Genomic DNA, 23,544 nt, shown 5'->3' with positions numbered 1-23,544 from the left:
CCCGATGAGTACCCGAACCCGGAAACGACGAGGTATGCGATGACACGGCGAACCGCGCTCCTGCCGCGACGGCTGGCCGCCCCGGTGAGGCGGGCGGCCCTGCCGCTCGCCGACGCCCTGGGGGCGGCCACCGCACCCGCCAGGACCCTGCCCGACTTCCTCATCTGCGGGGCGCAGCGCAGCGGGACCACCTCGCTGTTCAAGTCCCTGTGCGCGAACCCGGCGGCCACCGGGCCGGTGCTGCGCAAGGGGGTGCACTTCTTCGACACCGGGTACCTCCGCGGGACGTCCTGGTACCGGTCGCACTTCCCGCTGCGGACGCGGCTGCGGGCCCGCCGGGGGCGGGACCGGGTGCGGGTGTTCGAGTCCAGCCCCTACTACCTCTTCCACCCGCTGGCCGCCGAGCGGATCGCCCGGGACCTGCCGGAGGTGCGGGTGGTGGTGATCCTGCGCGACCCGGTGGAGCGGGCGTACTCGGCGCACGCGCACGAGACGGCGCGCGGGTTCGAGACCGAGCCGTTCGCCCGCGCGGTGGAGCTGGAGGAGGCGCGGCTGGCCGGTGAGGAGGAGAGGCTGATCGCCGATCCGGAGTACACCTCCCACTCCCACCAGCACCACGGGTACGTCGCCCGCGGCCGCTACGCGGACCAGCTGGAGCGGATGGAGAAGCACCTGGGCCGGGACCGGATGTACGTGGCGGACCACGCCGAGCTGTTCGACGGGACCACCCGGGAGCTGCGGCGGATCGAGGGGTTCCTGGGGCTGCCCCCCGGGCCGGACCGGGTGCCGGGGCGGCACAACGCGCGCGAGCGGGCGGTGATGCCCGCGGGGCTGCGGGCGGAGCTGGCGGAGCGGTTCGTCGAGAGCGACCGGCGGTTGGCGCTCTGGTGGGGTCGGAATCCGTCGTGGCGCACGTGACCGAGCTGGCGGAGCGGGGCGACCCGGGGCTGCGCCGCGTCCTGCGCGGCGGCGCGGTCAACATGGCGGGCGCGGTGGTGGGGGCCGGGCTCAACCTGGCCCTCATCGTGGCGATCACCCGGGCGTTCTCACAGGAGGCCGCGGGGCTGCTGTTCTCCGCGACGTCGGTGTTCCTCATCGCGGTGTCGGTGGCGAACGTGGGCGCGCCGGACGGGCTGGTGTACTTCATCGCCCGGCTGCGGGTGCTGGGCCGGGCGGGGGCGGTGCCGCGGCTGGTGCGGCTGGCGGTGGTCCCGGCCGTGCTGGCGGCCTGTGGGGCGGGGGTGCTGCTGGCGGCGTTCGCGGGGCCGATGGCGGACGCGCTGGGGACCGACGACGCGGCGGTGTACCTGCGGCTGCTGGCGGTGTTCCTGCCGTTCGCGGTGCTGCTGGACACGGCGCTGGCGGCGACCCGGGCACACCACGCGATGGCGGCGACGGCGCTGCTGGACAGGGTGGGGCGGCCGCTGGCGCAGCTGGGCCTGGTGGGCGGGATCGCCCTGTCCGGGTCGGCGGGGGTGCTGGCGCTGGCGTGGGCGGGGCCGTACCTGCCGGCGGCGGTGCTGGCGTGGTTCTGGCTGGGGCGGATCCTGCGGCGGTCCGCCCCCTCGGGGCCGCCGGGGAACGGCGGGGCCGCCGGATCCTCCGGAGGCGGCGACGGGGCTCCCGGGGGCGACGGTCTCCCGGGGGCCGCCGTCCCCGCACGGGACGCCTCCTCCGGTGGCACCGAGCCGGTCTCCCCCGCCGAGTTCTGGTCGTTCTCGCTGCCGCGCGCGGTGGCGGGGGTCGCGCAGATGGGGGTGCAGCGCGGCGGCGTGGTGCTCACCGCGCTGCTGGGCGGGCTGACCGGGGCCGCGGTGTTCACGGCCGCGACCCGGGTGATGGTGGTCGGGCAGTTCGGGGCGCAGGCGGTGCTGTCCGCCGCGCAGCCCCGCTTCGCCGAGCAGCTGGCCACCGGCGACCACGAGGGAGTGCGGGGCCTGTACGCGGCGGGGACCGCGTGGCTGATGTGCCTGACCTGGCCGCTGTACCTGACGGCGCTGGTGTTCGCGCCCGAGGTGATGGGCCTGTTCGGGGCGGGGTACGCGGCGGGGGCGGACGCCCTGGTCGTGATCTGCGTCGGGCAACTGGCCGCGTCGCTGCTGGGGATGGGCGACCTGATCCTGACGATGACGGGGCGCACGGGGGTGAACCTGTTCAACAACCTGCTGGCGCTGGCGGTGAGCGTGGTCGGGTGCCTGCTGCTGGTCCCGGCGGCGGGGGCGGCGGGAGGTGCGTGTGCGCTGGTGGCGGCGGTGATGGTGCGCAAGGGGCTGCCCCTGTGGCAGTTGCGTTCGCACGTGGTCCTGCGGCCGCTGGGGCGGCCGGTGCTGGTGGCGGCGGGCGGGTGCCTGCTGTGGTTCGGGGCGCTGCCGCTGGCGGCGGGGGCGGGGCTGGGCGGCGGGACCGCCGTCGTGGTGGCGTCCCTGGCCGCGGGCTCCCTGGGCCACCTGGCCACCGTGTGGGCGTTCCGCCGGGTCCTCGGGCTGCGACACTGACCGCTGGATACTCTGAGTTATGGGATGATGACTCCATGTCTTCGCGACCGGTTCTCCTGGTGGCCTCCAACGGGGGCCACCTTGCCCAGCTGTGCGCGCTCCGCCCCTGGTGGGAGGGGCGTGAGCGGGCCTGGGTGACCTTCCGGACCCCGGACGCCGAATCCGCGCTGGCGGGCGAACGCGTCCACTGGGCGTACCACCCGACCACCCGCAACGCGGGCAACCTGCTGCGCAACACGGGCCTGGCGGCCCGCGTCCTGCGCGCCGAGCGGCCGGGTGTGGTGGTGACGACGGGGGCGGGGGTGGCGCTGCCGTTCTTCGCCCTGGGCCGGCTGCGGCGCGTCCCGACCGTCTACATCGAGGTCTACGACCGGATCGACACCCCCACGCTCACCGCCCGGCTGTGCCGCCCCTTCACCCGCCTGTCCCTCGCCCAGTGGGAGGAGCAGCGCGCCTTCATGCCCGCCGCCATCACGGTAGGACCGCTCCTGTGACCGAACAGACCACCCGCCCCGTGCCCCGGCCCGACGACAGCGACCACCCGGACATCGTGGTGAGCGTCGGGACCGACCACCACGCGTTCGACCGGCTCGTGCGCTGGGTCGACGACTACGCCCGCGACCACAGGGAGCTGCGGATCCTGGTGCAGCACGGGCACAGCGCGGCACCGCGGGTCGCCTCGGGGACGCCCTTCCTGCCGGGCGGGGAACTGGACGGGCTCATGGAGTCGGCGCGGGTGGTGGTCAGCCACGGGGGGCCGGGGACCATCGTCCAGGCCCGCCGGGCGGGGCGGCTGCCGATCGTGGTGCCGCGCGACCCGGAGCTGGGCGAGCACGTGGACGACCACCAGCTGCTGTTCGTGGCCCGGCTGGAGGAGGCGGGGCGGGTACGGACCTGCTCCGGCCCGCAGCAGCTCTACGCGCTGCTGGACAAGGCCCTGGCCTCCCCGGAGGACTTCCGGGTGGGGCCCGAGGACGACGAGGGCGCGGTCCGCTCGGCTCTGCGGGCGGGAGCCCTCATCGACCTGGTCACCGAGGCCTCCGTGAAGGACTCCCCCGCGCCCGACCCCCGCGAGGCCGCCGACGAGGTCACGGGCTGGCCCGAGGTCACCGTCGTCGTCCCCACCCGCGACCGGCCGGAGCTGCTGCGCCGCACCCTGCGCGCGATCTCCGAGCAGGACTACCCGGGCACGATCACCACGATCGTGGTCTTCGACAACGACCAGCCCGACCCGTCCCTGGCCCGCTCCGAGGGGGACCGGCCGGTCCGGGTGGTCACCAACACGCTCACCCCGGGGCTCGCGGGCGCGCGCAACACCGGTGTGCTGGCGGCGCACACCGACCTGGTGGCCTTCTGCGACGACGACGACACGTGGATGCGGGGAAAGCTGCGCGCCCAGGTGCGGGTGATGCTCCAGGAGCCGGGGACCGACATGGTGTGCTGCGGCATCACCGTGGTCTACGACAGGGTCGAGGCGGTACGGACGCTGGACCGCACCAGCATCACCTTCGGCGACCTGCTGGGGTCCCGGCTGACCGAGCTGCACCCGTCGACGTTCCTCATCCGCCGCCGCGCGATGATCGACGGCTGCGGCACCGTGAGCGAGGAGATCCCGGGCAGCTACGCCGAGGACTACGAGCTGCTCCTCCGGCTGGCCCGCCGCGGTCCCATCCGCAACATCCCCGAGACGGGCGTACGGGTGCTCTGGCACCGCCGCTCCCACTTCTCCGGCCGCTGGCGGACCATCTCCACCGCCCTGCGCTGGCTGCTGGAGCGCTACCCGGAGTTCCGCCTGGTCCCGCGCGGCCACGCCCGCGTCGCCGGACAGATCGCCTTCGCCGAGGCCGCCGCCGGCCGCCGGGGCGCCGCGCTGCGCTGGATCGGCACCACCCTGCGCGCCCGCCCCGCCGAGGGCCGCGCCTACCTGGCGCTCCTCGTGGTCCTGGGCGTCCCGCCGGACTGGATCACCCGCGCCCTGCACCTGCGCGGCAGGGGCATCTGACCCGCCGGTCGCGCCGGTCCGCGGCGGCCCCGTCCGCCCGGGCCCGGGCCTTCCGCGGACACGGTGCCCGGGGAGGCCCGGATCCGTGGTACGGGTCGGTGCGAAGACGCGGAACGGGCGCCCGGCGTACTCCGCGCGTACCGCCCAGGAGAGGCCGCCGACCGTGGAGGCGGTGCCCTGTGCCACGGTGCCGGGCACGGCGCAGCGATCGCGGGTCCCTGTTGGCGGGCACGAACACGGCGGTGGGCGTGCTCCCTCCCGCGGGGGAGGGGATCGCTCCCACGGGGGAGGTGCGGCCCCGGGGCGGCGGCGGAGGCTGGGGGCATGCCCAAGAAGCGATTGACGATCGGCGCCGGGTGGTCGATGGCGGCCATCGGCGTCCTGCACACCGTGGTCTTCCTGCCCCACCCCTACTGGAGCGAGTGGCTCACCGGCGGGCTGCGCTCGGGCGGGGGCGGTGACGCGTCCCTGTCCGTGTTCTGGGCGCTGCCGGGGGGCTTCGTCGTCCCCCTGGTCCTGTTCGGCCTCCTGGTGGCTCGGCTGGGACGGCGGGGCGAGCGCGCGCCCGCCTACGTCGGCTGGGGGCTGGGCGGCTGGGCCGCCGGATGCGCACTGCTCGTCGGCCCCAGCGGCTTCCTGCTGGGCCTGGTCCCGGCCGGACTGCTCATCACGGAGGACCTGCTTGCACGCCGCGGGAGCGCCGGGCGGGGCGTGACAAGACCGGTGGCCGGACGGGAGGAGGACGCGCGAGCGCAGCGCTGACCGGTGCCTCCCGCCGAGATCGCGCGGATCCACGGCGCCGGGGACCGCCCCGGAGAGCCCCCCGCGCTCCCGCGAGGGGCTTCTGCGCGGTTCCGCTCCCCCGCGGCGGTCCAGACCGGGGCGCGCAGTCGGACCAGGGCGGGAGCGGCCGGGTCGGCGACGATACGGATGCCCGTGATCCGGGCCCCCGGTGACCGTGAAGGCGCCGGCGGAGAGAGGAGTCCCGTCGAGGCGCCGGCGGAGAGAGGAGTCCCGTCGAGGCGCCGGGACGTGTGCCCTGGAACCCCGTTGACCGGCGCGGGGCGAAAACCATGCGGCTCCGGCGCCGCCCCTGTGGCAGGCTGGCCCGATGCCGACGACCCTTCGTCCACTGGACGCCCGACTGCTCCCCGCCTGGCTCGAACGCAGCCGGGCCGGATACACCGAGGACCTGATCGCCGCGGGCCGGCGGCCCGAGGACGCCCGCCGCCAGGCGGCCGAGAGCGTGGAGGGCTCCTTCCCCGCAGGCGAGCCGCGCCCCGGGCACGCCGTGTTCGAGGTGGTCGGCGACGGCGGGCGGGCCGTCGGCCACCTCTGGATCGGGCCGGACACCAGCGGCGACCCCGGGTACTGGTGGATCTGGGACATCACGATCGACGCCGACGAACAGGGCCGGGGCTTCGGGCGGGCGGCCGTGCTCCTCGGCGAGGAGTACGCCCGGGGGCAGGGCGCGCACACGCTCGGCCTCAACGTCTTCGGGTTCAACACGCGTGCGCGCGGCCTCTACGAGTCGCTCGGCTATGAGACGGCCTCGATCCGGATGCGCAAGAGCCTCAGCTGAGTCCCCGCCCACCCCGGTGTTCCGCCGGACCCGGCCGGACCGCTTCCGGGGGCGCCCCGCCCCCGCGCGCAGAAGGCCCCGGCCGGTCACCGGTCCCCGGTGCCCACCGCCTCCGGCTCGGCGCCCGGCCAGGCGTCGCGGGCGACCAGGTACCCCACCAGTGCGGCGGTGTTCCACGCGTCGTCCTCGCCCCGGTGGTGCCGCCCCTCCAGGGGCAGCTCCGCGACGTCCAGCGCCCGCGCCATGCCGGGCGCCTTCCTGCGCATCCCGTGCAGCTCGGCGAAGACCCTCTTGGCGTTGACGTGCCGCCCACCGAACGGGTAGGCCACCCCGGTCATCGCGCACTGGCGCTCGAACTGCCTCCGGTCGTAGTCGCCCCAGCTCGCCCAGGGGCGCCCGGCCGCGCCGTGCTCCTCGACCAGCCACCGGCAGGCCTCGGCGAACGTCACCCCGCCCGCCGCCATCTCCGGCGTGATCCCCGTCAGCTCCGTGCAGAACGCGCTCACCTCGGACCGCCCCGGCCGTACCAGCAGGCCGTGCCGGGACACCCGCTCCCCCGACGCCGCGTCCACCACGCTCAGCCCGATCTCGATGATCTCGTTGGCGGAACCCGGGGGCGGCGCCCCCCTCCAGCAGGTCGCCTCGACGTCCACGATGTTCCACAGCTCCGTACCCATGGAGCGGATCCGACCACGGGCCGGCGGCCCGCGTCACCCCCTTTTCCAGGGCGGACCGCGAAAGCCCCCGGACCACGCGGGTCAGACGCGCCGGAGGCTCCTGCGGGTCACCATCCGCGCCTTCGACCACGGGCGTCCGTCCCCGGGCGCGGGCCTGCCCGGCCGCCTGCGCCCGCGGCCCCGGCCGAACTCCGCGAGCGGCGGGGTGGGCCACCAGGGCGGCGGCGTCCTCCGCCTCACCCGGTCCCCGGCACACGTCACCGGTGGTTCCACCACCTTGGGGGCGTCCGTACCGGGCGGCCGTTCGCGCATGCCGTGGAGTTCGACGAACACCTTCCCGGCGCTGAGGCAGAGGCCGGTGTTCCACAGGTCCGTTCTCATGGAGCGGATTCGACCACGCACCGCCCCGCCGTGTCACCCGGTTTTCCGCACGGTTCCGGCTCCGCGCCCCGGCCCCGCGTCCGGCGGGCGCACCCGCGGGTCAGTCCCGGTGGGCGTACTCCACCAGCCGCCGCACCCGGTCCGGGAGGTTCACGTAGGGGTCGCGCCCCGCCCTCTCGAACCCCTGCTGCGCGTACCGGTTGGCCCCCACCCGGAAGTCGCAGCCGTCCGAGACCTTGCTGTCCCACACCTTCACGGCCCGGATCCGCTCGTACTTGCGCAGCACCCGCGGGACGTCCGTGTACCAGTTCATCGTCTCCCGCGGCCCGATGTACGTCGTCCCCATCTCGCCGATCATCACCGGCTTGGTGACGTCGATCCCGTGCCGGGGCCCCTCGTTCTGCATCCACTCGTACGCCGGCCGCAGCGCGTCCTCGAACGAGTCCACGTGCTTCCACCCGGGCATGAGGTCGCACCCCGTCATGTTGTACGCCTCCCAGCTGATCCAGTCGACGTACTCGTTGCCCGGCCACAGGCCCGGCAGCCGGTCCAGGTTGCCCTCCCAGCCCGTCACGTTCCACACCCAGATGGCGTTGTCGGCGCCCTCCCTGCGGTAGAGGTCGACGATGTGCCGCCACGCCCGGGTGAACTCCTGCGGGGTGCCGCGCTTGTTGTAGCGCTTGTTGGCGTCGGCCTCGTGGTCGAACGTGAGGAAGTAGGGCACCTCCAGGTCGGCGACCGCGCGCGCCTGGGTGCGCAGCACGGAGTCGAACTCCCCGCGGAGGATGGCGCGGTAGGAGACGTCCGGGTGCCCGGAGCGCGTGAACCTGCGCGCCTCGATGTTGGTGTGCACGAACCGGCCCTCGGCGAGGGCTCGCCGCTCCTTCTCCCCGGCGACCTGGGGCTGGTCGATGCCGCGCCAGGTGTAGACGATGTCCATCCGCCGCCCCGCGGCCTCCTCCAGCAGGTCGAGCCGCCCGTCGTGCGGGCTGCCGCCCCACCACACCCCGCAGCTGGGTTCGAGGATCTCCGAGATCGTGCAGCGGTGCTCGGCGCCGGCGGGCGGGCCCGACACGGACGCCGTGAACGAGTGGCGTGGTGCTCCCGGCGGCCCGGACGGGTCGGCCCCCGAGCCGCCCGCCCCGGTGAGTGTGAGGGTGAGGACCACGGCCCCCACCGATGCCATCACCCGTACCGGTCCGCTGTCCACGCCGATCGCCCCCTAGGAGATACTACGCACAGTATTCACATGAATACCATACGTTATCTTTTGCGGGCGCAACACCCCCACCAGGCAAATCGGGCGGACGATGCCGCCGACGCCTCGGATCAGTAGCCGTACCGCCGCCGCGCCGGGGCCGTCACCGCCGACACCAGGTGCCGCCGCCACGGCGCCAGCGCGTCCCGCCACCCCTGGTCGGCGCGCACCCCCACCGGTCCCGGGGTGAAGCGCATCGGGTTGCCCGACACCGCGTGCCCCCGCGACAGCGCCACCCCGTCCCCCAGGTCCGGGCACTCCCCCCGGTACCCGGCGAACTCCGCGATGCGCGCGAACTCCTCGGTGGGCGAGGCCGTGAAGTCCTCGTAGCGCACCCGCAGCGTGGGGATGCCGCGCCGTGACAGGGCGTCGAAGCAGGAGTTCTGCGCCATCCACTGCACCGCCGAGCGCCCCGCCGAGTAGCGGGCCATCTCCGGTTCGCTGCTCTCGGGGGAGGCGTCCGGCCGGGGCACCCGCTTGCTCCAGGAGTGCGCCACCGCCCGGGGGTCGCGGACCACGTGCAGCAGCCGCATGCGCGCCCCGTAGCGCCAGCGCAGGCAGGCGGCCAGGGACGCGTGCTTGCTGGCGTCGACGATCACCCCGCATCCGGCGACCAGGGAGATCGCGGTGTAGAGCCGGTGGTAGAGCTCGGTGTAGCGGGCGGTGCGCTCGGCCAGCGGCCCCTCCCCCGAGCCGTTGAGCAGGACGGGCAGGAAGCGGGTCCGGTCCACCCCGTCCTTGAGTCCCAGCACGCGCCGCACGTCCAGCCGCTGCCAGCCGCCGAACGCCTCCCTGCCGACCTCGGTCCAGAACCCGCAGTCGGCGAACGGCAGCCCGCAGCCGCAGAGCTCGTTCTCGACCACTCCGCGCCGCCACAGGTGCACCGTCTCGCCGATGGAGCAGAACCCGGGCAGCTCGCCCAGCAGCCGCTCGATCAGGGTCGACCCGGAGCGGCCCATGCCGCCGACGAAAACCAGCCGGTATGCCTCTTCCACCCGTTCAGACTATTACTTTCGGTCACCGCTCGGGACCTTTTGGTGATCATCTCCCGTAGGTGCGCACGACGGCCCCGGGCCGGGGGTTCGCGTCCCGGGCCGGGGCCGTCGCTCACTTCACTTCTCCGGGGTCAGGGGCGGGTTGTGGACGCGCGGGGTCTCCACATCCCGGGCGGCCCTACAGGCCCTGGACGTTGAGCAGGATGTTGACGGTGCCGGACGGGACGCCGCTCAGCTTGTCCTGCCCGCCGTTGGCGACCAGCCAGTCCTGGATGGCGGCCTGGCCGGCGTCGCCGTTGGCGCTCTTGTACAGCGCGGCCGCGCCGGCCACGTGCGGGCTGGCCATCGAGGTGCCGGACATGGCCTGGGCACCGCCGCCGGGGACGGTCGACTCGATCGCGACGCCCGGGGCGTAGATGTCCACCGGGGAGCCGAAGTTGGAGAAGTAGGCCGCGGCGTCGTCGCGGTCGGAGGCGCCGACGGTGGTCACGCCCTCGGCGCGGGCCGGGGAGACGTTGTTCGCGTCCTGGCCCTCGTTGCCCGCGGCCACCGCCACGAACACACCGGAGTCGGCCAGGGCGTTGACGGCGTCGTCCACCGCCTGGGAGGCGGGCCCGCCCAGGGACAGGTTGGCGACGGAGTTCTCGGGGGCGTTGGCGGCCACCCAGTCGATACCCGCGATGACGTCGTCGTAGCTGCCCGAGCCGCTGTCGCTGAGGACCTTGACGCCGAACAGCTCGGCGCCGGGGGCCACGCCGTAGGTCGCGGAGCCGATGGTGCCCGCGACGTGGGTGCCGTGGCCGTTGGCGTCGAGGCCCTCTCCGCCGTAGGCGTCGAACGCGGAGGAGGCCCGGCCCCCGAAGTCGGGGTGGTCCGGGTCGATGCCGGTGTCGATGATGTAGGCGGAGACGCCCGAGCCGTCGGCGGTGGTGGAGTAGGAGTCGTCCAGGGGGAGGTCCTCCTGGTCGATGCGGTCCAGGCCCCAGGTGGCGGTGGTGTGGGCGACGCCGACCTGCTCGATGTAGGCCACACCGTCCTGGGCGCGCAGTTCCCGCACCTCGGCGGCGGTCAGGGTCGCGGAGTAGCCCTGGAAGACCTCCTCGTAGGTGTGGTTGATGTCGCCGGACGACAGGCCCAGGGCGCTCGGGGTGACCGAGGCGGTGCCCATCGACTCCTCCAGGACCACGAACCACTCGCCCGCGACGGCGTCGGTGCTGGTGTAGAGGGGGGCGAGCTCGTCGGCGCCGGCGGAGGCGGCACCGGACAGGGCGAGGGGGAGGGAGAGGGCGCCGGCGGCGACGAAGCCGAGGACGGTCCTCCGGGAGTGGTGCTGCTGCACTCTTTTTCTCCTTGGTGGGGATATGGGGGCTTTATACATACAGCGAGCCATAACCGACTGTGATCACTCGGTTGCACCCTTGCTGCGATATGCAACCTTAATCAGCCCTTGTCCTTTACGCCAGGGTTCACTGGATTTTTTTCGCCGTTCGTCTCGCCCGAACACCCGATCCGACACCGCCTGTCGCGCCCGGACCACCTGCCCCCACTCCGGAGCGCGACCCTCCTTAACGCGTGTGTAGTGGGGTTTCGCGTTTCTCTGGAGAGGTCGAAGGACGGCGCCCCCGGGCCACCGGAACAGGGTTTTACGAACAGGAACACGGAAGAAATATGCGAATTTATCGCGCGTTCGCTCGGAGAATCCGGCCGCACCCCTCGGCGGCCCTTCACGCTCCGTACCCGGCCCGTCGCCGCCCCCGGCGTCCCCCGCGCACGGCTCCCGCACACGGCGGCGGGGCCGCCCGGTGGGCGGCCCCGCAGGTGCTCGGTGTGCTGCTCGGAGCCGGTCGGCCCGTCCGGTGCTAGTCGGCCCGGACGACCATTCCGGCGCCGACCGTGGCGTTGGTGGACTCGTCGATGAGGATGAACCCGCCCGTCTGCCGGTTGCGGGAGTACTCGTCCACGAACAGGGGCTGGGTGGAGCGCAGCCGCACCCGTCCGATCTCGTTGAGCGCCAGGTGGTCGGCCTGCTCGTCGCGGTGCAGCGTGTTGACGTCCAGCCGGTAGCGCAGGTCCTTCACCATGACCTTGGCCGTGCGGGTGGTGTGCTTGACGATGAGCCTGGAGCGCGGCGTCAGCTTGCGCGCGTCCGTCATCCAGCACACCATCGCCTCGATGTCCTGTGAGGCCGTGGGGGTGTTGTTGGGGCGGCAGATCATGTCGCCCCGGGAGATGTCGATCTCGTCCTCCAGCAGCAGAGTGACCGACATCGGCGCGAACGCCTCGGCGACGTCCCCGTCCGCCGTGAGGATCCGGGAGATCCGGCTGGTCAGCCCGGAGGGCAGGTGCACGACCTCGTCGCCGGGCTTGAGCACGCCCCCGGCGAGCTGGCCCGCGTAGCCGCGGTAGTCGTGCAGCTCGGGGTCGTCGGACCTGTGCGGCCGGATCACGTACTGCACCGGGAACCGCGCGTCGATGAGGTTGCGGTCCGAGGCGATGTGCACGTTCTCCAGGTGGTGCAGCAGCGAGGGGCCGCTGTACCAGGGCATGTTCTGCGAGCGGTCCACCACGTTGTCGCCGTGCAGCGCCGAGATCGGCACGAACGTGAGGTCGCGCGCGTCCAGCTTGGCGGCGAAGTCGGTGAACTCCGCCTTGATCTCCTCGAACCGGGCCTGGTCGTAGTCGACGAGGTCCATCTTGTTGACCGCCAGGACCAGGTGCGGCACCTGGAGCAGCGTGGTGAGGAAGGCGTGGCGGCGGCTCTGCTCCTGGAGCCCCTTCCGGGCGTCCACCAGGATGATCGCCAGGTCCGCGGTGGACGCCCCGGTCACCATGTTGCGGGTGTACTGGAGGTGGCCCGGGGTGTCGGCGATGATGAACGTCCGCCTGGGCGTGGCGAAGTACCGGTAGGCCACGTCGATGGTGATGCCCTGCTCGCGCTCGGCGCGCAGGCCGTCGGTGAGCAGGGCCAGGTTGGTGTGCTCCTCACCGCGGGCGGCGCTGGTGCGCTCCACCGCGTCGAGCTGGTCCTCGAAGATCGACTTGGAGTCGTACAGCAGGCGGCCGATCAGGGTGCTCTTGCCGTCGTCCACGGAGCCCGCCGTGGCGAACCGCAGAATGTCGTTGGTCATGCTCGCTGGTCCTCTGTGCGAAGGGATGCGGCCGGAGAGGAGGTCGGAGGGCCGGACGGAGGAGCCCTGCGCCGAAGGCGTCCGTCGGGGACGGCGGCCACCGGGAACGGCGGCCGTCGGCGGCGGGACTAGAAGTAGCCCTCGCGCTTGCGGTCCTCCATGGCCGCCTCGCTCGCGCGGTCGTCGGCCCTGGTCTGTCCGCGCTCGGTGATCCGGGTCGCGGCGATCTCGGCGATGATGTCGTCGAGCTCCACGGCGGTCGACTTGACCGCCCCCGTGCAGGTGAGGTCGCCCACCGTGCGGTAGCGCACGGTCTCGGTGAAGGGGACCTCGGTGTCGTCACGAGCGATGAGCGGTGAGTCCGCGAGCAGGATGCCATCGCGTTCGAAGACACTGCGCTCGTGCGCGAAGTAGATGGAGGGCAGCTCCAGCTCCTCCCGCTGGATGTAGGCCCACACGTCCAGCTCGGTCCAGTTGGAGATGGGGAAGACCCGGATGTGCTCGCCCCGGTCGATGCGGGTGTTGAACACGCTCCACAGCTCGGGGCGCTGGTTCTTGGGGTCCCACTGGCCGAACTCGTCGCGGAAGGAGAAGACGCGCTCCTTGGCGCGGGCCTTCTCCTCGTCGCGGCGGGCGCCGCCGAAGGCCGCGTCGAACCCGTGCTCCTCGATGGCCTCCAGCAGGGCGGCGGTCTGGAGGCGGTTGCGGCTGGCCCAGCGGCCGGTGGGCTCGGTGACCTTGCCCGCGTCGATCTGCTCCTGGACGGAGGCGACGACCAGGCGCACCCCGGCCTGCTCGACCCGGCGGTCGCGGAACTCGATGACCTCGGGGAAGTTGTGGCCGGTGTCCACGTGCATGACCGGGAACGGGATGGCACCCGGCCAGAAGGCCTTCTCGGCGAGCCGGAGCATGACGATGGAGTCCTTGCCGCCGGAGAAGAGCAGCACCGGCCGCTCGAACTCCGCGGCCACCTCGCGCATGATGAAGATCGCCTCGGCCTCGAGGACGTCCAGCTGGGAGAGCTGGTACCGTCCGGGCGCCTGCTGACTCGCCTGACCCATGAATCCGCCTTAGAGATACCGCTGGGGGCACCGGACCGGCCGACGGCGGAGGGCCTGTCGTCAGCCCCCCGCGTGCGGACCGGCGCTGTCCAGGTCCGCGCCGTCGCGGATGCTTGCCAACAACATACCCGACAATTCCGGTCGGCATACAAGGACATCGGGGAGTAGCGGGTCGGACACGTTGTAGCGCAGGTCGGAGCCGTCGATCCGGGAGGCGTGCAGCCCGGCGGCGCGGGCGACCGCCACCGGGGCGGCCGTGTCCCACTCGTACTGGCCGCCGGCGTGGACGTAGATGTCGGCCATACCCAGCAGCACCGAGCAGATCTTGGCGCCCGCCGATCCCATCGGGATCAGCTCCGCGCCCAGCTGGGTGGCCATCCGCTGCGCGAACGCGGGCGGGCGCGACCGGCTCACCGTGATCCGCAGCCGCTGCCCCGAGGGGCGCTCCTCGGGCAGCCACGGCGGGTCCACCGTCGACAGGGTGCTGCCCTGGGCGGGCAGCGCCACCGCCCCGGCGACCAGCTCGCCGTTCTCCCACAGGGCCACGTGGACGGCCCAGTCGACCCGGCCGGCCTCCGCGAACTCGCGGGTGCCGTCGAGCGGATCGATGATCCACACCCGGCGGGCGCGCAGCCGGGCCGGGTCGTCCACCCCCTCCTCGGAGAGCACCGCGTCGCTGGGGCGCAGCCGGCCCAGCGCGGAGAACAGGAACTCGTGCGAGGTGCGGTCGCCCAGCGTGCGCAGGACGTCGGGTTCGGCGAAGCCGTGCCGGGCGCGCAGGCGCAGCAGCAGCTGGCCCGCCTCGCTCGCCAGGTCGCGGGCCACCTCATGATCGTCTCGGATGTTCTTCACCGTTCAGTACGCCCCCGCCCCACGGATCACCGCTGACCACGTCTTCCACAGGATCTGGATGTCCAACGTCAGCGACCAGTTTTCCACGTAGCGCAGATCCAGGCGGACCGATTCCTCCCATGAGAGGTCGGAACGGCCGCTGACCTGCCACAGCCCGGTCAACCCCGGTTTGACCACCAGCCTCCGGCGGACGTCGTGCCCGTAGCGGGCGACCTCCTCGGGAAGCGGCGGCCGGGGGCCGACCAGGGACATCTCGCCCCGGACCACGTTGACGAGCTGGGGGAGCTCGTCGAGCGAGTACCGGCGCAGCCATGCCCCGACCCGGGTCACCCGGGGGTCCCGTCGCATCTTGAACAGCACACCGTCGTGCTCGTTGCGGGACCGCAGCGCCGCCTTCAGCGCCTCGGCCCCGACCACCATGGTACGGAACTTGTACACGGGGAACTCGGAGCCACCCCGGCCTACGCGCGTCTGGGTGAAGAAGACCGGCCCGCGGTCCTCCCACCGGATGAGCACGGCCAGGGCCAGGAACAGGGGGGACAGCAGGACCAGCGCCAGCGCGGCGGCGCCGCGGTCGAAGGCGCTCTTGACGACCCGCCGCGCCCCGGCCAGCTCCGGGTGTTCGACGTGCAGCAGGGGCAGCCCCGCGACCGGGCGGATGGTGGTGCGCGGGCCGGCGACCTCCATGAGGGCGGAGGCGACGATGAGCTCGGTGTCGGACTTCTCCAGCCGCCAGGCCAGGCGGCGCAGTTCGACGCCGTCCATCTCCGGGCAGGCCAGGACCGCGACGGTGTCGGCGCCGACCAGGGCGGCGGCGTCGGCGGCCCCGGCGAAGGAGCCCAGGACCGGGCAGCCCTCGACCTCGGCGGGGCCCCTCCCCGCCTCGCGGTCGGGCAGGCAGACCCCCACCACGCGCATGCCGTGGTAGATCTCGTCGCGGAAGCGCCGGATGAGCTCGCCCGCGGCCACCCGGTGGCCGACCACGACGACCCCGTTCATGCACTCGCCGGCGCGGCGGCGGCGGTGCAGCGCCTTGCGCCGGGCGTAGCGCAGGGCGAGGGTGGCCAGCAGCACGATCGGGAGGGTGACCAGGACGTAGCCCCTGGCCAGGTCGAACTTGACCGCGTAGGCGACGATGGCGGTGCCGGCGGCGAGGGCGAGCCCGGCGGTGGCGACCCGGCGGTACTCCTCGGTGCCGACTCCCAGGAAGCGGCGGGCGTAGCCTCCGGAGAGGGAGACGACGAGGCACCACAGCGGCGGCAGGACCAGGGAGAACCACAGGTAGGGCGCGGTGGTGGCGGCGGCCAGCGCATCGTGGAAGCGGACGGTGGCGCCGATCAGGCCGGCGCCCAGTGCGGCGACGAGGTCGAGGACGAGGAGCCCGGCGACGTAGGTGTGCGTCCACGGGCGGGACGGGGCGGGCGGGAACCGGATCTCCGGCATGGTGTGTGCGCCGCCACCGCCGGGCGGCGTCACCAACGGCCGGCGGACGTCCTTCACCCCACTGCTTGCGACCATGTATCCCCCAAGACCGGTACGGTCCGAAAGCCGTCACTGCACGTCATCGCACCCGACGGCATGAGCAGGGCGCATCGGGGAGCGAGAGTCAGGGCAGCCCCCTGACAGTAACCAAAAGTAGTGGAAAAGTCGCTCTCAGTTGCCAACTGTCGACAAAGAAGGGCCGGTCGGACCGAGAATGTGTCCCTCCCGATACCGACCGGCCTTACGGAGTGTGGTGACGCACGCCTGAAACGGACGGGGTAAGGGTCTGACCGAAACCGGTTCAGGCCATGGCCTCCGCCAGTCGCCGCTGCACGGCCGCCGCCCCCGGGTCCCCGCTCCGCCGAAGCGCACCGGCCAGCAGCAGCCGGGCGTAGGAGTCGTCGGGCCTCTCGGCGACCAGCCCCTCCAGATCCCGGCGGGCCCGCCCCACCTGGGCCGAGCGCAGCCGGGCCCGGGCCGCGGCCAGCCGGACCCCCCGGTCGTCCCCGTGCTCCGCCATCAGCGGCTCCAGCAGGGTGAGCGCCCCCAGCGGGTCCTTCTCCACCAGCGCCTCGGCCAGGCGCAGCCGCTCCACCTCCGCGGGCAGGCTCCGGCCCGGCCGCCGCCCGGCCCGGTCCAGGAACGCGCCGATCTCCTCCGGATGGCGGGCGCCCTCCAGCGCCAGGTCGCCCACCAGCAGGGTGGGCGAGGTGCGCACGCCCCGGGCCCGGCCGCGCAGCAGCAGCTCGCGTACCTCCCGGTCCCCCTCGCCCGCCCGCAGCAGGCGGCCCCCGTCCGCGAAGCCCGCCCGCTCAGCGGCCTCCTCCAGGGCCTCGTGGGAGCCGATGTCCCCGGCCTCCACGAAGTGGGTCCGCATGACCTCCTCGGCGACCGCGCCCTGGAGGGCGGGGCCGCCCTCGCGCTCGGCCAGGTGCAGCAGCCGGTGCGCGTCGTGGGAGCCGACGCGCCAGACCGCACCCCACCGGGGGAAGCCCTCGGCGGCGGCCGCCTCGGCCACCCGGGCCCGGTTCTGCTCCGGGGTCAGGTGCGGGGCGCACGCCCGGAGGGCCGTGTCCACGGAGGGATCGCGCAGCAGCTCCTCCAGCGGCCGGGCCCGCTCCGGGGCGGTGGGGTCGATTCGGTAGGGCCGCCACACCACCTCCACGGGCTCCCCGCCGCGCGCGGCCAGGGACCGCTCCACGCGCCGCTTGCCGATGTACGCCCAGGGGCAGACCACGTCCGCCCAGATCTCCATTCGCGTGTTCATGCGGAGAGGCTAAGCGACAACCGTCGCTTAAGCAACACCTGTTGTCTATACGACGGACGTCGTAGACTGGGGGCGTGAACCCCGACGACCCGCGCGCCCGCCGCACCCGCGCCGGCCTGCGCGCCGCCCTGCTGTCCCTGCTCGCGGACACCGCGCCCGACCGCGTCACCGTGTCCGCGGTCGCCCGGGAGGCGGGGATCAACCGCGCCACGGTGTACCAGCACTACGCCGACATCGACGCACTGGTGGCCGACGCCATGGAGGACGCGCTCGCGCACGTGGCGCGCTGCGCCGCCCTGTGCCCGCTGGAGGCCCCGGACGAGGGCGCCCCGGACCCGCTGGTGGACCTGTTCGCACACGTCATCGGGCATGCCGCGCTCTACCGGACGCTGCTGGCCGGCGAGTTCGCCCACCGGCTGCGCGCGGGTGTGGCCGGGGAGCTGGAGGAGCGGTTCGCGGCGGGCGCCCGGCCGCCGGGCACCGACGGGGTACCGGACCGGGCGCTCGCCGCCCACCTGTCCGGCGGCCTGGTCGCCCTGCTCACCGACCTGGTCGCGGCGGACGCGCCGGCGGTCTCCGCCGAGGAGGCCGCCGAGGTCGCCTGGCGCCTGCTCGCCCCGGTCCGGTACCGCTGAGGGGGAGCCCACCGGGGACGGCGGAGGGCCGTGCGGTGACACCGCACGGCCCTCCGAGGGTCCGGCCGCCGGTCAGGCGGCGGTGTGGTAGATGTTCTGGGCGCGTTCGAGGCCGTCGGTGAGGACCGTGCGGACCGCGTCGGCGGCGCGCTCGACGTTGAGGTCGAGCTCCCCGCGCTCGGTCGAGGAGAAGTCGCGCAGCACGTAGTCCGCCGGGTCCATCCGTCCGGGCGGGCGGCCCACCCCGAACCGGACCCGCAGGTAGTCCGGGCCGCCCAGGGAGGCGGTGATGGACTTGAGCCCGTTGTGCCCGCCCGAGCCGCCGCCCTTCTTGAGCTTCAGGGCGCCGAAGTCGATGTCCATCTCGTCGTGCACGACGACGACCCGCTCCAGCGGCACCTTGTAGAACCTGGCCAGCGCCGACACCGGCCCGCCCGACAGGTTCATGTAGGTGCGCGGCTTGGCCAGCACCACCGCCGTGCCGTCCAGGCGGGTCTCCACCGCCTCGGCGTGCGCCCTGTGCGCCTTCCAGCGCTCGCCGCCCGCCAGGGCGTCCACCACCATGAAACCCGCGTTGTGCCGGTTCCCGGCGTACTTGGGCCCCGGGTTGCCCAGCCCGACGACCAGCCAGCGCTCGGTCTCCGCCATGTCCTTGTTCCTCCAGCGTCCCCACACGGGAACGAGCCTACAGACGAAAGACCGAGCGCGCGGCTCCGGTGGGAGCCGCGCGCTCGGTCGGTGTACGGTGCCGGCGACTACTCGGCGGCGGCCTCGGCGGAAGCCTCGGAGGACTCGCCCTCACCCTCGGTGGGCTCCTCCTCGACGCGCGGGGCGGAGACGTTGAGGACGATCGACTCGGGGTCGGTCACCAGGGTGGCGCCGGCCGGCAGCTTCAGCTCGGCGGCGGTCACGGTGGTGCCGATCTCCAGCCCGGTGATGTCGTACTCGACACCCTCGGGGATGTGGGTGGCCTCGGCCTCCACGGTCACGGTGACGAGCTCCTGGGTGAGCACACCGGCGCCCTTGATCTCGCCGACCAGGTTGACCTGGAGCTCGACCTCGACCTTCTCGCCCTTGGAGACGACGAGCAGGTCGACGTGCTCCAGGAAGCCCTTGATGGCGTCGCGCTGGACGCTCTTGGGGAGGGCGAGGTTGTCCTTGTCCAGGCCCTCGAGGCGGAGCAGGACGTTGGGGGTCTTCAGGGCGAGCATGAGCTCGTGGCCCGGCAGGTTCAGGTGGCGGGGCTCGGTGCCGTGGCCGTAGAGGACGGCCGGCACCTTACCCGCGCGGCGGGCGCGACGGGAGGCGCCCTTGCCGAATTCCGTGCGGGGCTCGGCAGCGATACGTACCTCGGACACGACAAAACTCCTCGGGTTCAACCCCGTAGCACGGGGAACACGACTCCAGTAGTACGAACGATTCCCGCTCTCGGCGGGGAAGCGGCGGGGTCTCCCCGGTATGGGGACGCGACCGCCCTGGTTCCAGGCGTGCCCGGCGAGTCGCCACCGGACCCGTCCGGCCCGGGAACGCTCGTCGCGCACCCCTGCCCACGCGTCCGCACGAAGCCGAACGAGGCTCCGCTCGGGCACGGGGACACTCGGCCAAGTCTACTGGTTCCGGGGACGACTCCGAACACGCCCCACCACTCCCCCGCTCCCGGCCGTGCCACCACCGGGGCGGCGTGTCGGCGGGGGAACGGACATCCGGGCGGGGGATACGTCCGCACATCCCCCGCCCGGCCGGGTCCTACTCGAACAGGCTCGTGACCGAGCCGTCGGTGAAGACCTCACTGATCGCGCGCGCCACCAGCGGCGCGATCGACAGCTGGGTGAGCTTCTCGAACGACCGGGACTCGGGCACCGGCAGCGAGTTGGTGATGACCACCTCGGAGATGCGCGAGTTCTGCAGGCGCTCGGCCGCCGGGCCGGACAGCACACCGTGCGTGGCGGCCACCAGGACCTGCTCGGCGCCCTGCTCGAACAGCGCGTCGGCTGCCTTCACGATGGTGCCGCCGGTGTCGATCATGTCGTCCACCAGGACGCACACGCGGCCCTTGACGGTGCCGACGACCTCGTGGACGCGGACCTGGTTGGCCACGTCCGGGTCGCGGCGCTTGTGGATGATGGCCAGCGGGGCGCCCAGCCGGTCCGCCCAGCGGTCGGCGGTGCGCACGCGGCCCGCGTCGGGGGAGACCACGGTGATCTCGGAGCGGTCGACCCGGTTCGCGATGTGGTCGGCCAGGATCGGCAGCGCGAACAGGTGGTCCACCGGACCGTCGAAGAAGCCCTGGATCTGGTCCGTGTGCAGGTCGACGGCCATCATGCGGTCGGCGCCGGCGGTGCGGAACAGGTCGGTCATCAGGCGGGCCGAGATGGGCTCGCGGCCGCGGTGCTTCTTGTCCTGGCGGGCGTACCCGAAGAACGGGGTGACGATCGTGATGCGCTTGGCGGAGGCGCGCTTGAGCGCGTCCACCATGATCAGCTGCTCCATGATCGACTCGTTGATCGGGTCGGAGTGCGCCTGGATCACGAAGGCGTCCGAGCCGCGGACCGACTCCAGGTAGCGGACGAAGATCTCACCGTTGGCGAAGGTGTCGAACCGGGTGGGGACCACCTCGATCCCCAGTTCCTTCGCGACCTCCTCGGCCAGGCTCGGGTGCGTGCGCCCCGAGAACAACATCAGGTTCTTCTGGCCGGTGGCCTTCATCCCGGTCACGTGTTTCTCCCCCACAGTCACTACTGATCGTCGGCTCTGTGCCGCTCTGCGTCCTCGACGCCCTCCGCGTCCTGGGCCGACTGCGCCCGCCGCGCCGCCTCGGCCGAGGCGGTGCCCGGGCGCTTGCGCGCGGTCCACCCCTCCACGTTGCGCTGCCGGTGCCCCTCGGACACGGCCAGCGCACCGGGCGGGACGTCGTCCCGGACCACGGTCCCGGCCCCGGAGTAGGCGCCGTCGCCCACGGTGACCGGCGCGACGATGGTGTTGTCGCTGCCGATGCGCACGTGGTCGCCGATGGTGCTCCGGGACTTCTCGACCCCGTCGTAGTTGACGAACACCGACGAGCAGCCGATGTTGCTGCCGACGCCGATGTCGGCGTCTCCGACGTAGGTCAGGTGCGGGACCTTGGAACCGCTGCCGACGTTCGCGTTCTTGATCTCCACGAACGCGCCGGCCTTGGTCCGGTCGGCCAGGCGGGTGCCCGGCCGGAGGTAGGTGTAGGGGCCGACGTCGGCCCCGGGGCCGATCTCGGCGCGGTCCGCGGTGGTCCGGCGGACCTTGGCGCCGTCGCCCACGACGGTGTCGGCCAGGTCGCTGTCGGGGCCCACGACCGCGTCCTCGCCGATCACGGTGGCGCCGCGCAGGCGGGTGCCGGGCTCCAGGAGGGCGTCGCGGCCGATCCGCACGTCGACGTCGACCCAGGTCGTGGCGGGGTCCACGACGGTGACGCCGGCGAGCATGTGCTCGCGCAGGACGCGGTCGTTGAGCAGGCGGCGGGCCTCGGCGAGCTGGACCCGGTTGTTGACGCCCTGGACCTCGTCGGCGTCGTCGATGACCCAGGCGCCGACCCGGTGGCCGTCGCCGCGCAGCAGGGCGACGGCGTCGGGGAGGTACTCCTCGCCCTTGGCGTTGTCGCTGCCGATGCGCTGCACGACCCGCGCCAGCAGGGCGCCGTCGAAGGCGTACATGCCGGAGTTGATCTCGTCGACGGCGAGTTCGTCCGGGGTGGCGTCGGCCTGCTCGACGATGGAGGTGAAGTCGCCGTCGGCGTCGCGGACGATGCGCCCGTAGCCGTGGGGGTCGGGGACGCGGGCCGACAGGACGGTGACGGCGTTGCCCTCCTTCTCGTGGAAGGAGACCAGCCCGGCGAGCGTGGCGCCGCGCAGAAGCGGGGTGTCGCCGCAGGTGAGGACGATGGTGCCGGTGGGCTCGATGCCCTGGCGTGCCAGGTCCTCCAGGGCCATGCGCACCGCGTGCCCGGTGCCCTTCTGCTCCTCCTGGATCGCGGTGACGGCCTCGGGGGCGATCTGCGCGAGGTGCTCGGCGATGCGCTCGCGGGCGTGCCCGAGGACGACGGCCGTGTGCAGCGGATCGAGTTCGCGGGCGGCGGCCAGCACGTGGCCGACCATGCTGCGGCCGCCGATCTCGTGGAGCACCTTGGGGAGTTGGGACTTCATCCGGGTGCCCTCGCCGGCGGCGAGGACGATGACGGCAGCCGGGCGGTTCACGCTCACTGGAGGAGACCCCTCGTGATAGCTGGCTAGGAAGAAGACGATCTCGCGGCCGGCGTTCCGGCGGGGCGTTCCGCATGGCTGTCCCGCATGCCGCGCACGGCGGGCACCGGTCGTGCCGCCGACATGGGAAGGATACATCCGCGTCACAGGCCGCCGACGGCGGCAACGGCCGAGGCGGGAGGGCCGATCGCGTCCGGCGGCCGCTCACGGGCTCTGTTTCGGAAGGGATCGGCGGGGGATGTGATGTGTACCGCGCCGGGAGTGCGGGGCGTACCGCGTCGGCTCCCGGACCAGGGCTCGAACCTGGACGATGGGGACCAAAACCCCACATGCTGCCGATTACATCATCCGGGAACACGCCGGGCGCAGGCTTCCGCGCCGACATGACGGTCACCAAGATAGCGCCTCCACCGAGACCCTTGCCAAACCTACGGGGTCGTAGGTTACGGTTACGTAGGTATAGGTTGGGCCGTCGCGACGGATGCCCGAGCTCCCGGCAGCCCTGACCTCCAGACGACGTCTCCGATCACGAGGTAGGGACAACATGACCGCCGCACCCGAGTCGCCCGCCGCCAAGCGGGCGCCCATTCCCGAGTACGAGCCCGAGCTGCGCGGCCGGGCCGAGCGCTTCACGGTCTTCGCGTTCGTGTTCATCCCCCTCATCGCACTGCTCGCCTCCGTCCCGTTCTTCTGGGGCTGGGGCCTGAGCCTGCTCGACATCTCCATCGCCGTGGTGTTCTACGTGATCAGCGGCCTGGGCATCACGGTCGGCTTCCACCGCCACTTCACCCACGGCTCGTTCCGCGCCAACCGCCCGCTGAAGATCGCGCTCGCCGTCGCCGGCTCGATGGCCATCGAGGGCAGCGTCATCAAGTGGGTGGCCGACCACCGCCGCCACCACAAGTACGCCGACGCCGAGGGCGACCCGCACTCGCCGTGGCGGTTCGGCGACGACTGGAAGTCGGTCGCCAAGGGCCTCTACTACGCGCACATGGCGTGGATGTACCTGGACGACAAGAAGACCTCGCCCCGCCGCTTCGCCCCGGACCTGCTCAAGGACAAGGACGTGCTCCTCGTCGACAAGCTGTTCGGCCCGATCGTGATCTTCTCCCTGGGCGCCCCCGCCCTCATCGGCGGCCTGGTCACCATGTCCTGGTGGGGCGCGGCCACCGCCTTCTTCTGGGCGAGCCTGGTCCGGGTGGCGCTGCTGCACCACGTGACCTGGTCGATCAACTCCATCTGCCACACCATCGGCGAGGAGAACTTCGAGGTGCGCGACCGCTCCCGCAACGTGTGGTGGCTGGCCATCCCGTCGTTCGGCGAGTCCTGGCACAACCTGCACCACGCCGACCCGACCTGCGCCCGGCACGGCGTGCTCAAGGGCCAGATCGACATCTCCGCCCGCCTCATCTGGGTCTTCGAGAAGTTCGGCTGGGCCACCAAGGTGCGCTGGCCCGACAACGAGCGACTCGCCGCCAAGCGGGTCAGCGTTTAGGATTC

Annotated in this window: 22 protein-coding genes; 8 read left to right on the top strand and 14 right to left on the bottom strand. The window is 73.0% G+C overall.

From position 1 onward, the window contains the following. Positions 1–39: 39 nt before the first annotated feature. The 6 genes from ACSUPR_RS20470 to ACSUPR_RS20445 all read left to right on the top strand — a co-directional run bounded on the left by ACSUPR_RS20470 (position 40) and on the right by ACSUPR_RS20445 (position 6,079). Positions 40–918: a sulfotransferase domain-containing protein gene (locus tag ACSUPR_RS20470; RefSeq protein ID WP_436886317.1), complete on the top strand. Its 879-nt coding sequence runs from the start codon at positions 40–42 to the stop codon at positions 916–918. After that, positions 888–2,495, top strand: coding sequence for a lipopolysaccharide biosynthesis protein (locus ACSUPR_RS20465; protein WP_436886316.1), 1,608 nt, complete (start codon positions 888–890; stop codon positions 2,493–2,495). The genes ACSUPR_RS20470 and ACSUPR_RS20465 overlap by 31 nt, the downstream gene beginning before the upstream one ends. A gap of 35 nt (positions 2,496–2,530) precedes the next feature. Beyond that, positions 2,531–2,989 carry a UDP-N-acetylglucosamine--LPS N-acetylglucosamine transferase gene (locus ACSUPR_RS20460; RefSeq protein ID WP_436886315.1) on the top strand — a complete coding sequence of 153 codons (459 nt, stop codon included), beginning with the start codon at positions 2,531–2,533 and terminating at the stop codon, positions 2,987–2,989. After that, positions 2,986–4,497 (top strand): glycosyltransferase, encoded by a 1,512-nt coding sequence (locus ACSUPR_RS20455; protein WP_436886314.1) that lies wholly within the window; start codon positions 2,986–2,988, stop codon positions 4,495–4,497. Before ACSUPR_RS20460 ends, ACSUPR_RS20455 begins: the two co-directional genes overlap by 4 nt. A 324-nt stretch (positions 4,498–4,821) precedes the next feature. Next, positions 4,822–5,259: a DUF6463 family protein gene (locus tag ACSUPR_RS20450; protein WP_436886312.1), complete on the top strand. Its 438-nt coding sequence runs from the start codon at positions 4,822–4,824 to the stop codon at positions 5,257–5,259. 349 nt (positions 5,260–5,608) lie between these two features. Beyond that, entirely contained in the window at positions 5,609–6,079 is a 471-nt protein-coding gene (locus ACSUPR_RS20445; RefSeq protein WP_436886311.1) for a GNAT family N-acetyltransferase, read from the top strand. Between the two features lie 86 nt (positions 6,080–6,165). On the opposite strand, the gene ACSUPR_RS20440 is transcribed toward ACSUPR_RS20445, so the two are convergent. The 10 genes from ACSUPR_RS20440 to ACSUPR_RS20395 all read right to left on the bottom strand — a co-directional run bounded on the left by ACSUPR_RS20440 (position 6,166) and on the right by ACSUPR_RS20395 (position 17,180). Continuing rightward, positions 6,166–6,756: an exonuclease domain-containing protein gene (locus tag ACSUPR_RS20440; RefSeq protein ID WP_436886310.1), complete on the bottom strand. Its 591-nt coding sequence runs from the start codon at positions 6,754–6,756 to the stop codon at positions 6,166–6,168. Between the two features lie 81 nt (positions 6,757–6,837). Next, positions 6,838–7,137, bottom strand: a complete 300-nt coding sequence (locus tag ACSUPR_RS20435; RefSeq protein WP_436886309.1) for a hypothetical protein — start codon at positions 7,135–7,137, stop codon at positions 6,838–6,840. Positions 7,138–7,237: 100 nt separating this feature from the next. Continuing rightward, a complete protein-coding gene (locus tag ACSUPR_RS20430) occupies positions 7,238–8,347 on the bottom strand; it encodes a glycoside hydrolase family 26 protein (protein ID WP_436886308.1) in 1,110 nt (369 codons plus the stop codon). 119 nt (positions 8,348–8,466) lie between these two features. Beyond that, positions 8,467–9,354 (bottom strand): sulfotransferase, encoded by an 888-nt coding sequence (locus tag ACSUPR_RS20425; RefSeq protein WP_436892074.1) that lies wholly within the window; start codon positions 9,352–9,354, stop codon positions 8,467–8,469. A 214-nt stretch (positions 9,355–9,568) separates the two neighbouring features. Continuing rightward, the gene (locus tag ACSUPR_RS20420) at positions 9,569–10,768 is read right to left on the bottom strand and encodes a S8 family peptidase (protein WP_436886307.1); all 1,200 of its coding nucleotides are present in this window, start codon (positions 10,766–10,768) and stop codon (positions 9,569–9,571) included. A 481-nt stretch (positions 10,769–11,249) separates the two neighbouring features. Beyond that, on the bottom strand, positions 11,250–12,518 hold the full coding sequence (cysN, locus tag ACSUPR_RS20415; protein ID WP_436886306.1) for a sulfate adenylyltransferase subunit CysN: 1,269 nt from the start codon (positions 12,516–12,518) through the stop codon (positions 11,250–11,252). 128 nt (positions 12,519–12,646) lie between these two features. Continuing rightward, entirely contained in the window at positions 12,647–13,579 is a 933-nt protein-coding gene (cysD, locus tag ACSUPR_RS20410) for a sulfate adenylyltransferase subunit CysD (protein ID WP_436886305.1), read from the bottom strand. Positions 13,580–13,639: 60 nt separating this feature from the next. Beyond that, complete coding sequence (locus ACSUPR_RS20405) at positions 13,640–14,431, bottom strand: 3'(2'),5'-bisphosphate nucleotidase CysQ (protein WP_436886304.1); 792 nt, start codon at positions 14,429–14,431, stop codon at positions 13,640–13,642. Between the two features lie 3 nt (positions 14,432–14,434). Further along, positions 14,435–15,874, bottom strand: a complete 1,440-nt coding sequence (locus tag ACSUPR_RS20400) for a sugar transferase (RefSeq protein WP_436892073.1) — start codon at positions 15,872–15,874, stop codon at positions 14,435–14,437. 340 nt (positions 15,875–16,214) lie between these two features. Then, positions 16,215–17,180, bottom strand: coding sequence for a DsbA family oxidoreductase (locus tag ACSUPR_RS20395; protein ID WP_436886303.1), 966 nt, complete (start codon positions 17,178–17,180; stop codon positions 16,215–16,217). Between the two features lie 74 nt (positions 17,181–17,254). Between ACSUPR_RS20395 and ACSUPR_RS20390 the strand changes: the two genes are divergently transcribed. Further along, positions 17,255–17,815 (top strand): TetR/AcrR family transcriptional regulator, encoded by a 561-nt coding sequence (locus ACSUPR_RS20390; protein ID WP_436886302.1) that lies wholly within the window; start codon positions 17,255–17,257, stop codon positions 17,813–17,815. Between the two features lie 72 nt (positions 17,816–17,887). Here ACSUPR_RS20390 and pth read toward each other — a convergent pair whose 3' ends face one another. The 4 genes from pth to glmU form a co-directional block, all read right to left on the bottom strand. Continuing rightward, a complete protein-coding gene (pth, locus tag ACSUPR_RS20385) occupies positions 17,888–18,463 on the bottom strand; it encodes an aminoacyl-tRNA hydrolase (RefSeq protein WP_436886301.1) in 576 nt (191 codons plus the stop codon). A 107-nt stretch (positions 18,464–18,570) separates the two neighbouring features. Further along, positions 18,571–19,173: a 50S ribosomal protein L25/general stress protein Ctc gene (locus tag ACSUPR_RS20380; protein ID WP_436886300.1), complete on the bottom strand. Its 603-nt coding sequence runs from the start codon at positions 19,171–19,173 to the stop codon at positions 18,571–18,573. A 388-nt stretch (positions 19,174–19,561) separates the two neighbouring features. Beyond that, positions 19,562–20,530, bottom strand: coding sequence for a ribose-phosphate diphosphokinase (locus ACSUPR_RS20375; protein WP_436886299.1), 969 nt, complete (start codon positions 20,528–20,530; stop codon positions 19,562–19,564). Positions 20,531–20,550: 20 nt separating this feature from the next. Then, positions 20,551–22,044 (bottom strand): bifunctional UDP-N-acetylglucosamine diphosphorylase/glucosamine-1-phosphate N-acetyltransferase GlmU, encoded by a 1,494-nt coding sequence (gene glmU / locus ACSUPR_RS20370; RefSeq protein ID WP_436886298.1) that lies wholly within the window; start codon positions 22,042–22,044, stop codon positions 20,551–20,553. Between the two features lie 544 nt (positions 22,045–22,588). Here glmU and ACSUPR_RS20365 point away from each other — a divergent pair. Then, on the top strand, positions 22,589–23,539 hold the full coding sequence (locus ACSUPR_RS20365) for an acyl-CoA desaturase (protein ID WP_436886297.1): 951 nt from the start codon (positions 22,589–22,591) through the stop codon (positions 23,537–23,539). Positions 23,540–23,544 lie beyond the last annotated feature (5 nt).

The sequence above is a fragment of the Nocardiopsis dassonvillei genome (genome assembly GCF_964273065.1).
Classification (GTDB): Bacteria; Actinomycetota; Actinomycetes; order Streptosporangiales; family Streptosporangiaceae; genus Nocardiopsis; species Nocardiopsis dassonvillei_B.
This window is presented reverse-complemented; position numbering and strand designations above follow the sequence as displayed.